Source organism: Nonomuraea terrae (assembly GCF_004348995.1).
GTDB classification, from domain to species: domain Bacteria; phylum Actinomycetota; class Actinomycetes; order Streptosporangiales; family Streptosporangiaceae; genus Nonomuraea; species Nonomuraea terrae.
Genome location: NZ_SMKQ01000306.1, coordinates 1 through 7411, shown reverse-complemented (window position 1 = coordinate 7411; position 7411 = coordinate 1). Strand labels below are relative to the sequence as shown.

The 7411-nt window shown below is 72.1% G+C and carries 7 protein-coding genes; 2 read left to right on the top strand and 5 right to left on the bottom strand.

The features are described 5' to 3' along the window. The 3 genes from E1286_RS44485 to E1286_RS44475 all read right to left on the bottom strand — a co-directional run. Positions 1-259, bottom strand: a 259-nt coding sequence (locus tag E1286_RS44485) for a PfkB family carbohydrate kinase (protein ID WP_246075684.1), incomplete at its 3' end; no start/stop codon positions are given. After that, complete coding sequence (gene nagA / locus E1286_RS44480) at positions 259-1392, bottom strand: N-acetylglucosamine-6-phosphate deacetylase (protein WP_132623026.1); 1134 nt, start codon at positions 1390-1392, stop codon at positions 259-261. The genes E1286_RS44485 and nagA, both read right to left, overlap by 1 nt. Then, on the bottom strand, positions 1389-2261 hold the full coding sequence (locus tag E1286_RS44475; protein ID WP_132623024.1) for an SIS domain-containing protein: 873 nt from the start codon (positions 2259-2261) through the stop codon (positions 1389-1391). Before E1286_RS44475 ends, nagA begins: the two co-directional genes overlap by 4 nt. Positions 2262-2389: 128 nt before the next feature. Between E1286_RS44475 and E1286_RS44470 the strand changes: the two genes are divergently transcribed. Then, positions 2390-3160, top strand: a complete 771-nt coding sequence (locus E1286_RS44470; RefSeq protein ID WP_132623022.1) for a DeoR/GlpR family DNA-binding transcription regulator — start codon at positions 2390-2392, stop codon at positions 3158-3160. 78 nt (positions 3161-3238) lie between these two features. Beyond that, positions 3239-4975, top strand: coding sequence for a glycerol-3-phosphate dehydrogenase/oxidase (locus E1286_RS44465; protein WP_132623020.1), 1737 nt, complete (start codon positions 3239-3241; stop codon positions 4973-4975). 71 nt (positions 4976-5046) lie between these two features. Here E1286_RS44465 and E1286_RS44460 read toward each other — a convergent pair whose 3' ends face one another. Together E1286_RS44460 and E1286_RS44455 are read right to left on the bottom strand one after the other, a co-directional pair. Continuing rightward, positions 5047-6297 carry a S8 family serine peptidase gene (locus E1286_RS44460; RefSeq protein WP_132623018.1) on the bottom strand — a complete coding sequence of 417 codons (1251 nt, stop codon included), beginning with the start codon at positions 6295-6297 and terminating at the stop codon, positions 5047-5049. 138 nt (positions 6298-6435) lie between these two features. Next, on the bottom strand, positions 6436-7411 hold a 976-nt coding region (locus E1286_RS44455; protein WP_187368319.1), incomplete at its 5' end, for a beta-propeller domain-containing protein.

Sequence of the window (7411 nt, the reverse complement as noted above, 5' to 3'; positions counted from 1 at the left end):
AGTCGGCGGTGATGGGGGTCAGGGCGGTGGGGAGGCGGGCGGCGCGCAGGTCGTCCTCGATCGACCGGCCCGTCGGGCCGCCCGCCAGGCCCGTCACCAGGACGTCGCGACCGAGCGCCGCCAGCACCCTGGCCACGTTGACGCCCTTGCCGCCCGCGCGCCGGTGCACCGCGCCGACGCGGTTGACGCCGTTCCAGTCGACGTGCGGCACCTCGTACGTCACGTCGAGGGCGAGGTTGAGCGTCACCGTGAGGATCATCAGGGCTCCGTGATCCAGACGCCGTCCTTCATCACGCCGTCGGCCTCCAGAGCGCCGGAGAGCACCACCAGGTCGGCCGCCTTGCCGACGGCGATCGAGCCGATCCGGTCGGCCAGGCCCAGCACCCGCGCCGGCGTCAGCGAGGCGACCTGCACGGCGTCGGGCAGCGACATGCCGACCTCGCGCACGCTGCGCCGGAACGCGACGTCCATCGTCAGCGTGGAGCCCGCGATCGAACCGCCTTCGACCAGCCGCGCCACGCCGTCGTCCACGCGCACCCGCATGGAGCCGAGCAGGTAGTCGCCGTCGCCGAGCCCGGTGGCCGACATGGCGTCGGTGATCAGCACCGTACGGCCCGGCCCGGCCACCTCGTACGCCAGCCGCAGCATGGCCGGATGCACGTGCACGCCGTCGTTGATCAGCTCGACCGTCACCCGCTCGTCGTCCAGCAGCGCCGCCACCGGGCCCGGCGCGCGGTGGCCGAGCGGCGGCATCGCGTTGTAGAGGTGGGTGGCCACGCTCGCGCCCGCCTCGATGCCGGCGATGGTCTGCTCGTAGTCGGCGTCGCTGTGGCCGATGGCCGCGATGACGCCCTCGGCCACGGCCATGCGGATCGTGTCGAGCGCCCCGGGCAGCTCGGCCGCGATCGTCACCATGCGCACGTGCCCCCGCCCGGCCTTGAGCAGCTCGGCGAGCTCCCGCGGCGACGGCTCCCGCAGCAGTGTCGGGTCGTGCGCGCCGCAGCGGGCCTTGGCGATGTACGGACCTTCGAAGTGGATGCCCGCCAGCAGCCCCTCATCGCACAGCTCGGCCAGCGCCGAGGCCGCCCTGCTCAGGCTGCCGACCGGATCGGTCACCAAACTGGCCACCGTCGTGGTGGTGCCGTGCCGCCGGTGCAGCGCCACGGCGTCACGCGCCTTGTCGAGGTCACCGGTGGGAAAGGAGCCGCCCGCGCCGCCGTGGTTGTGGATGTCGACGAACCCCGGCACGACGTACCGGCCGCCCAGGCTGAGGCCGGGACCCGGGGCGGATCCGTGGCCGACATGGGTGATGCGGCCGTCTTCTATGGTCAGCCACCCTTCGTGCACTCCAGCGGGGGTCACGATCCGGGCGTCGGCAAGTGTGAGGCTCATGAAGAAAGGATCACAGATCGCGTGAGGTGCAGGGGCTCGTCGGGGTCGAGACCGCGGGCGAAGGCCCGCGCGACGGCCACCCGCTGGGCGCGGATCAGCTCGGCCATCGGGTCGAGCCCCGACTCCACGAACGTCGCGCCGGTCTGCTCCACCTGCGCGCGCAGGCCCTCGGGGGCGGCGCCGAGCATCCAGGTGACCCGGCCGGGGGCGGCGATGCTGATGGGGCCGTGGCGGTACTCCATCGCCGGGTACGCCTCCGTCCACGAGCGGGACGCCTCGCGCATCTTCAGCGCGGCCTCCTGGGCCAGGCCGACCGACCAGCCGGTGCCGAGGAAGCTGAACTGCTCGGCGTTCACCAGTTCCTCGGGGAGGGGCTCGGCGACGGCCCGCTCCGCGTCGGCGATGGCCTGCGTGAGGTCCTCGCCGAGGCTGGCGCGCAGCAAGGCGAGCTGCGTGGTGGCGAAGCGGGTCTGCACGACCGAGCGCTCGTCGGCGTAGTCGAGGACGACGACCTCGTCCGCGGCGGACATGATCGGCGTGTCGGGGTCGGCGGTGATGGCCGTGGTGGCGGTCGCCGTCCTGGACAGCAGCTCCAGCACCTCCGTCGTGGTACCCGAGCGCGACAGGGCCAGCACGCGGTCGTACGCTCGCCCGGCGGGGAACTCGGAGGCGGCGAAGGCGTCGGTCTCGCCGTGCCCGGCCTGCTCGCGCAGCACGGCGTACGCCATCGCGATGAACCAGGACGTGCCGCAGCCGACGACGGCGACCCGCTCGCCGGGGCGGGGCAGCGCGTCGGCGGGTACGCCGTCGGCGGCGCGCCGCCAGCACGACGGCTGGGACGCGATCTCGGCCTCGGTGTGGGTGGTCACCGCTTACCTCCGCATGATTGATTGTTTCTGCTGGCTTTATACCAAAAAAGAGCAGAAATGGGCAGTGTTCGCCTGGCGTCCTGGGGTGTGCCACCCTTGCTCTGACCTCGTCCCCTAGGGAGGCTCTCGTGTCCCGCTACGACCGCTGGAACGCCATCCTGGAGCTGCTGGCCCGGGAGGGCAGGCTGTCGGTGGAGGAGGCCGCGCGGGCGCTCGACGTGTCCACGGCGACGATCCGGCGGGATCTCGACCAGCTCGCCCAGCAGCAGATGCTCATGCGCACGCGGGGCGGCGCGGTCGCCCAGAGCGTCAGCTACGATCTGCCGCTGCGCTACAAGACCGCCAGGCACGCCGACGAGAAACACCGCATCGCGGCCGCCGCGGCCGAGCTGGTCACGCCCGGCGCGGTGGTGGGGCTCAACGGCGGCACCACGACGTCCGAGCTGGCGCGCGCCCTCGCCACGCTGTCGACGCTGGAGAGCGGCTTCACGATCGTCACGAACGCGCTCAACATCGCCGCCGAGCTGACCGTCCGGCAGCACGTCAAGATCGTGGTGACCGGCGGGGTGGCCAGGCAGCAGTCGTACGAGCTCATCGGGCCGCTGGCGAACGGCGTGCTGGAGCAGGTGACGCTGGACGTGGCGTTCCTGGGGGTGGACGCGCTCGACGTCGAGCTGGGCGCCTTCGCCCACCACGAGGGTGAGGCCAGCGTCAACCACCTGCTGATCGGCCGCGCCGCGCACGTCGTGGTGGTGGCCGACTCCTCCAAGGTGGGGCGGCGGGCGTTCTCCCGCATCTGCCCGATCGGCGAGATCGACACGCTGGTCACCGACGCCCGGCTCCCCGACGAACTCGCGGGCCGATTCACCGATGCGGGCGTCAAGGTCGTACGCGCCTAGCTAATCCGGACGTATCGGGCGTTACGTGGCATGGGCCCGAAGGGTAGGTATCGGGGGGCAGACGACATTGGGGGAGCTATGACGTCGGGAAGGGGCGCGGCCCGTCTCGGGCCCGCGGAGCGCGCCGAGGCGCTGGAGCGCATGGTCGCGCAGGAGCTCGACGTGGTCGTGGTGGGCGGCGGCGTGGTGGGCGCGGGGATCGCGCTCGACGCCGCGACCCGCGGCCTCGACGTAGGGCTGGTCGAGGCGCGCGACTTCGCCTCCGGCACGTCCTCGCGCTCGTCCAAGCTGATCCACGGCGGGCTGCGCTATCTCGAGCAGCTCAACTTCGAGCTGGTACGCGAGGCGCTCCAGGAACGCGCCCTGCTGCTGCAGCGGATCGCGCCGCACCTGGTCAGGCCGGTGCCGTTCCTGTTCCCGCTGACCCACTTCGCCTGGGAGCGCCCGTACGTCGGCGCCGGCGTCGCCCTCTACGACACGCTCGGCTTCGCCACCGGGCTCACCCGCGGCGTGCCCGGACACCGGCACCTGTCGAGGTCGCGGGCGCTGCGGCTGGCCCCCGCGCTGAAGAAAACCGCCTTCACCGGCGCCGTCCAGTACTGGGACGCCCAGGTCGACGACGCCCGCTACGTGATGATGCTGCTGCGCACCGCGGCCACGTACGGCGCCCACGTCGCGCCGAGGGCGCAGGTCGTCGGGTTCCTGCGCGAGGGCGAGCGGGTCACCGGCGTGCGCGTGCGCGACCTGGAGGCCGGCGAGGAGTTCGAGATCCGCGCCCGGCAGGTCGTCAACGCCACCGGCGTCTGGACCGACGACATCCAGGAGCTCGTCGGCGGCCGGGGAGTGATCCACGTACGCTCCTCCAAGGGCATCCACCTGGTGGTGCCGCGCGACCGGATCCACTCGCTGACCGGGATCATCCTGCGTACGGAGAAGTCGGTGCTTTTCGTGATCCCGTGGGGCCGCCACTGGATCATCGGCACCACCGACACCGAGTGGACGCTCGACAAGAGCCACCCCGCGGCCTCCCGGGCGGACATCGACTACCTACTCGACCACGTCAACGCCGTGCTGTCGGTGCCGCTGACGCGCGACGACGTGGAGGGCGTCTACGCCGGGCTGCGGCCGCTGCTGTCGGGCGAGTCCGACGACACCTCCAAGCTGTCCAGGGAGCATGTGGTGGCGCACCCCGTGCCGGGCCTGGTGATGATCGCCGGCGGGAAGTACACGACGTACCGGGTCATGGCGAAGGACGCCGTGGACGCCGTCGTCCACGGGCTCGACCAGCGGGTGCCTGCCTCGTGCACCGACCGCGTCCCGCTCGTGGGGGCCGAGGGCTACCAGGCGCTGTGGAACTCCCGTCACCGCCTGGCCCAGAGCTCAGGGCTGCACGTGGCCAGGATCGAGCACCTGCTCCAGCGGCACGGCTCGCTGATCGACGAGGTGCTGGGGCTGATCGAGCGCGACCCGTCGCTGGGCCGCCCGCTACCGGGGGCCGACGACTACCTGCGGGCGGAGATCGTCTACGCCGCCACCCACGAGGGGGCCAGGCACCTCAACGACGTGCTGACCCGGCGTACGCGCATCTCCATCGAGACCTTCCACCGCGGGCTCGCGGTGGCGCAGGAGGTCGCCGAGCTGATGGCCGAGCCGCTCGGCTGGGACGGCGAGCAGGTCAAGCGCGAGGTCGAGTACTACGCCAAGCGCGTGGAGTCCGAGCGCCGCTCGCAGGAGCAGGACTCCGACCAGGAGGCCGACGCCATCAGGCTGGGCGCGCCGGAGATCGTCCCCGTGGTCGCGCCCGAGGACTCCTGACGCGGCAGGGCTCGGGGCGGCCCGCGGCGCTGCGGGAACCGCGGACCGCCCGTTCCTGGATGGCTCTCAGGTCACGTCGCCGGCGGGAAGAGCGTGGCGTCGTGCACGTCGAGCAGCGGCTCCTTGACGCCGTCGCCTGAGTCGTCGGTCCAGTTCGCGTTGCCGCTCGCGATCAGGGCGCCGCGCACCGCCAGCGAGCCTTCCCGCGTCGTCGGCTTGCGGGCGCCCGAGGTGAGGATGCCTGCCGCGCCGGCCACGTGGGGGCTGGCCATCGAGGTGCCGCTGCTCGTCCCGTAGCCGCCGTTGCGCCAGGTCGAGTAGACGCAGGTGCCCGGCGCGGTGATCTCCACGGTGGAGCCGTAGTTGGAGTAGAAGGCCGCGGTGTCGTCGCGGTCGGTCTCGCTGCGGCACGAGAGCGTGCTGCCCCCGGCGCCGCCCGGCAAACCGTCGTTGTCGGTCATCGCCGAGACCGTGATCACGTCAGGGTGGTTGGCGGGGAAGAACGAGGCGGTGTTCGCGGAGCTGTTGCCCGCGGCCACCACGACGACGATGCCGGCGTTCACCGCGTTCGTGATCGCCCGGCTGATCGCGCTGCTGGAGCAGCCGTCGCAGCCGAGGCTCAGGTTCACGACCTCGATGGTGGAGGCGCGCGCCACCACCCAGTCGATGCCGGCGGCGATGGCCGACAGGCTTCCGGAGCCGGCCGCGTTCAGCACCTTCACGCCGTGGATGCGGGCGCCGGGCGCGACGCCGACCGGGCCGATGGCGTTGTCGAGGGCGCCGACGGTGCCGGCGACGTGCGTGCCGTGGCCGTTGTCGTCGGTGCCGGAGTCGTTGCGGCAGACGCCGTTCTGGCAGTTGGCCCGGGCGACCACGTCGAGGTCGGGGTGGGTGTGGTCGACGCCGCTGTCCACGACGGCGACGTCCACGTCGATCCGCACGTCGTCGGTGCCGTCGATGTCCAGGTTGGGGTTGTCGGGGCCGAAGATCCGCCGTATGCCTGAGGGCACGGTCTGGGCGAACGCGGTGACCTCGGCATCGGGCTCCACGGTGAGCACGTTCGGGTTGCGCTTGAGCTGCTCGGCGGCGGTGGCGCTCATGCGGGCGGTGTAGCCCTTGAAGGCGTGCTCGTAGACGCCGACGACCTGGCCGCCGAGACGGGTCACCTGGTCCTCGGCGGCGCCGCGGGGCGCGCGCGTCGAGGGGTCGAGCTGCACGATGTACGTGCCTTCCGGGGCGGCGGCCGCCGAGGAGGGAAGCGGTGTCAGGGGTAACGCGAGTGCGCCGGCGAGCAATGCGAGCAGGGGGGTGAGTGATCGCATGGCAGCGTGCTCCCTTTCCGGAGGGGGACCGAGGATGCCTGATCCCGACTGACGCTTGTCAGTAAAGCTTTCACCGCTTGTCGGGAAATGTCCATAAAAAAGGTGCCGATTCGCTACGAATCGGCACCCCTTGATCGCTCACCGCAGCGGGATCCACGCCTCCCGTTCGAGCGTCGTCAGGTCGTTGACCTGTGCGCCCTCGGGGGAGAGCGTCCACAGCGCGTCGCCGATGACCAGCGAGCGCTGGATCCCGGGCTGGTAACGCAGCCTGCCCTGCTCCTGCGCGGGGTGGGAGATCCTGCCGAGCTCCGTCACGCCCGCGTCGTCGATCCGCAGCGCGAGCGCGCCCGAGTCGTCCTGCGTGGTCAGCGGGATCACCGACAGGCCGGTCTTCGGCCAGTACAGGAACGCGTGCGGGTCCCACTCCGCGCCCGAGCCGGAGTCCTTCTGGAACAGCTGCGACAGGCGGCGCGGGGCGGCCGGGTCGCTGACGTCGAAGAGCGAGACCTGCGTGCCGAGCGTCCTGCCCTGCTCGCCGGCCTCCTGGCCGATGCCGATCAGGCGCCCCTCGCCCGCCGGGTGCAGGTACGCCGAATAGCCGGTGATCTTCAGCTCGCCGGTCACCTTGGGAGCCGCCGGGTCGCGCAGGTCGAGGGTGTAGAGCGGGTCCACCTGGCGGAACGTCACGCAGTAGCCGACCGGGCCGATGAACCGGACCGAGTAGATGCGCTCGCCCTTGCCGAGGCCGCCGACCTCGCCCACCTGGGCCATGGTGTCGGCCCGCAGCACGTGGACGGAGCTGGAGCTGGTGCGGTCGTCGGCGGAGTTCAGCGTGGTGGCGACGCGGAGGTGGCCGTCGTGCTCCGACAACGCGTACTGGTTCAGCAGGCGTCCGGGCACCTTGCCCGAGGCCGCGTACGCGGGGGCGCCGGGGGCGGTGAGGTCGAACCGGTGAATCTCGGTCTCCTCCGGCGGCTGCTCGGGCTCCGGCAGCAGGCTGGGCTGGCGCGGATCCGGCGTCACCGGGGGCTCGGACGCGGACAGGGTGATGGTCACCGTGGGGGAGACCGTGGCCCTGACGACGGGCTGGTCGAGCGTGGGCTCGGCGGGGGTG